The following is a 3,534-nucleotide window of genomic DNA, read 5'->3' on the forward strand; positions in this document are numbered from 1 at the left end:
GATCGATCAGATTCGTGGGCGGTGACACACGCCACGCGGCCAGATCGGCGAACGGCACCCAGCGATAGTGTCCCGCCGTGATGAACTCGCATACAGGACCGAAACGCGAGTCGCTGTCCGCAATCCAGCCTGCGACACCGTGCGGCGTGCGGGCGGCAACGGGCGGCGCGGCATCCAGCGCGTTTTCACGCGCCTCGTCGGCGGCCTCGCCTTGTCCATCCGCCGCAAGCCGCAACGCGCCTACCAGCTCCCTGACCCATGAATCGGGCTCGTGGACGAAGCCCGGGCGTTCCTGTCCGTCGACTACCTTCGCCCGCCAGCGTTCGGCGCGGATCAGATCGCGAAAAACCTGCGCGGTCTGCAACTGACCGGCATCGAGCTTCGCCCACGTCTGCAGCTGCTGCACGGCGCGCGCCCAGTCACCCGTGACGCACATTAACTGGAACAGCGCCCAGCGGTGTGTGGCGGTGGTGGGTTGCGCACGGATGCGCGACTCGATTCTCGCGATCTGTTCAACCAGCGGCGTGTCTTGCGGGCGATGCGTGTGCGGTTCGCCCGCAGCGGTTCGGGTATTCATGCGTCGTTCTCGCGTGATGGCGCGGCAAGCGGACTGTCGACGGACAGCGCGTGGTGTTCACGCCGGGTGAGCGCGGGCGGCAGGGCAGGCGACCGGCGCGCGTCGGCTGCGTGGAATTCCGGTGGGGCGAAGAGCCGCAGTACTTCCGGAACGCGTGCTTCTTCGAGCGCGGGGTCGCCCTCCAGTTGGCCGAACACGTCCTCGAGCGTGCGTTCGCCCGACAGCAGGGCTTCAATTGACGCGGATTCGCGATGAGCGTTCTGAGCGTGCCATTCGTCCGGCGCGTCCTGTGTTGCTGCGTGTGCTGACGGCTCGTCCACTTGCGCTGCCCACGAACCGGTGAGGGACGCGTGGGGCTCGGTGAGGGCACGCCAGTACTGTGCATGCAGCGCATCGACAAGCGCGTTGGCGCCGTCGGCGTCGCCGGTTGGAGTAGGAACCCGGGTGCGTGCGTTCGCCTCGGCGCTGTCCATGCTTGCGATGCCAATCAGGCCGAACACGGCGTCATCGCCAGGTGAACGGTCCGGCGCTTCGCGTGCTGGAAGGTCGGATTCGGGGATGCTGGCCGTGCGTCGCCCGTGCCCGTCGCGCAGCACGGGTTCGGTGTGCGCGGTATCCGGTTGGCGTTGGCGCCAGGGCAGGCGGAGGGAGCGCATCAGCGGTGTCCGGTGACAGGAAGCCCGCATTTTAAACACGAGTCGCGGGGACCCGTCTATCCCAGACTGAGTCCATCCGGATTGAGTGGGGAATATCGGAAAATTGAGATAGGGGATTTTGATGGTGAGTAAATGTCAGGAAACGTCAAATGTAAAAATAAACAAAGATCAAATCTCATGATAATCAGTGGCTTGCGGGAAAGGTGTCAAAGTTTTTACATTTAAATTTGAGTTACTCAATGTTATCAATGACTTGACGATTGTAAGATTAATGTATGGTTTGGTGGATGGTGAATCCGATGATCGCGGTAGGGTATTGGTCGGGGCGTGGTAACGTGAGATACGATTCGACGCGGATTTTCCGGGGCGCGTAAGTTGACGGCGGCGTGTATTCATGAGAATAATGCGCGCCTTGGGAGACTTTTCTCGTTCTCCCGTTTGAAACGCGGCAGCGGACCAATGCCGCAATTGCATCGCCAGTGGAGCGGCGGTTCTGCCGTCTGAATAGGACTCCTCACCGCCATGGCGGGCCGGGAACAGGCTGTAGGGAACAACAAGAAGGTACGCATGACGATTTCACGCCAGACGCTGTTCGGCAAGCTCGGGGTTCAGCTTTACCGCGGTATTGAATCGGCGACCAGCTTCTGCAAGCTGCGGGGCAATCCGTACGTCGAACTCATCCACTGGCTGCATCAGTTGCTTCAGCAACCGGATGGCGACGTGCATCGGATCGTGCGACACGCAGGCATTGACCGCGAAGCACTCGAACGCGACTTCGCCCGCGCGCTGGCGGCTCTGCCGGCTGGCGCGAGTTCGATCAGCGACTTCTCCTGGCACATTGAATCGGCCATCGAGCGCGCGTGGGTGCTTGCCACCCTCAGTTACGGTGACCGCCGTGTGCGCGGCGCATGGCTCGTCGCGGCGCTCGTCACCAATGCCGAGTTACGGCGCGTGCTGCTCTCGATTTCCACGGCATTTGCCAGGATTCCCGTCGACGGCCTCGATGACGTGCTGCCCGCCTGGATCGACGGCTCGCCCGAGGCGGACGATGCACCGTACGACCGTAGTGATTTCGCGCCCGTCACGCCCGGCGACGCCTCTGGCGCCGTGTCAAATGCCACGAAGGGTGGTTCGCTCGAACAGTACTGTGCGGACCTGACCGCGCGCGCCCGCGCTGGCGAGATCGACCCGGTGATCGGCCGCGAACTCGAAATCCGCACGATGATCGACGTGCTGCTGCGCCGCCGGCAGAACAACCCGCTGCTCACGGGGGAGGCCGGTGTCGGCAAGACTGCGGTTGTCGAAGGGCTGGCGCGCGCGATCGCGTCCGGCAACGTCCCGCCGAAGCTCGCCGACGTGCGCCTGTTGAGCCTCGACGTGGGTGCACTGCTTGCGGGCGCGAGCATGAAGGGCGAATTCGAGGCGCGCCTGAAAGGACTGCTCGAAGCGGCCGCGAAGTCGCCGGTACCGGTGATCCTCTTTATCGACGAGATCCACACGTTGATCGGCGCGGGCGGCCAGGCCGGCACAGGCGATGCCGCCAACCTGCTGAAGCCGGCGCTCGCGCGCGGCACGGTCCGCACGATTGGCGCGACGACGTGGGCTGAGTACAAGCGGCATATCGAGAAGGACCCGGCGCTCACGCGCCGCTTCCAGGTTCTGCAGGTCGCGGAGCCGTCCGAGGCCGCCGCGATAGACATGGTGCGCGGTCTGGTGCAAACGTTCTCGTCGCATCACGGCGTCGTGGTGCGTGACGAAGCGATCCGCGCGGCCGTCACACTCTCGCATCGCTATATTCCCTCGCGCCAGCTGCCGGACAAGGCGATCAGCCTGCTCGATACAGCGTGCGCTCGTGTCGCGCTGTCGCAGCATGCCGCGCCGCGCGAGCTGGATGACGTGCGTCAGCGTCTTGCCGCTGCGCGTGCAGAGGAAGCGCTGCTGGTGCAGGAAGCCCGAATTGGTCTGGACGCGGACAAGGCATTGATGGGCGTACGCGAACGTATCGACGTACTCGCTACGGAAGAGGCGGCAATCGAGATCCGCTGGCGCGAACAGGTTGCGGCTGCGCAGGCCTTATTGACGGCGCGGGAAACGGTGACCGGGAATGTCGACGGTAGCCCGGAGGATCTGTCAGCGTCAGTCGCGAAGCTGCGCGAGCTCGAGCGCGCACTGACCGACCTGCAGGGAGATGCACCACTGGTCTTTCCGGAGGTCGACGAAGCGATTGTCGCTGAGATCGTGTCAGACTGGACCGGTATTCCCGCGGGGCGCATGGTCACGGACGAGATCGCGGCCGTGCGC

3 protein-coding genes are annotated in these 3,534 nt (G+C 64.1%); 1 reads left to right on the forward strand and 2 read right to left on the reverse strand.

Annotation, left to right across the window (positions count from 1 at the left end):
• A partial coding sequence (locus DPV79_RS41285) for a type VI secretion system accessory protein TagJ (protein ID WP_113048163.1) occupies positions 1 to 577 on the reverse strand: 577 nt, incomplete at its 3' end.
• Positions 574 to 1,233, reverse strand: coding sequence for a TagK domain-containing protein (locus tag DPV79_RS41290; protein ID WP_113048161.1), 660 nt, complete (start codon positions 1,231 to 1,233; stop codon positions 574 to 576). The genes DPV79_RS41285 and DPV79_RS41290, both read right to left, overlap by 4 nt.
• A 567-nt stretch (positions 1,234 to 1,800) precedes the next feature.
• Here DPV79_RS41290 and DPV79_RS41295 point away from each other — a divergent pair.
• The coding region (locus DPV79_RS41295) for an AAA family ATPase (RefSeq protein ID WP_113048162.1) at positions 1,801 to 3,534 on the forward strand (1,734 nt) is incomplete at its 3' end.

The organism is Burkholderia reimsis (assembly GCF_003294055.1).
In the GTDB taxonomy this organism is placed as follows: domain Bacteria; phylum Pseudomonadota; class Gammaproteobacteria; order Burkholderiales; family Burkholderiaceae; genus Burkholderia; species Burkholderia cepacia.

Coding starts and splice junctions, on each gene's coding strand:
- DPV79_RS41290 (WP_113048161.1), bottom strand. CDS start 1,233: ATGCGCTCCCTCCGCCTGCCCTGGCGCCAACGCCAACCGGATACCGCG.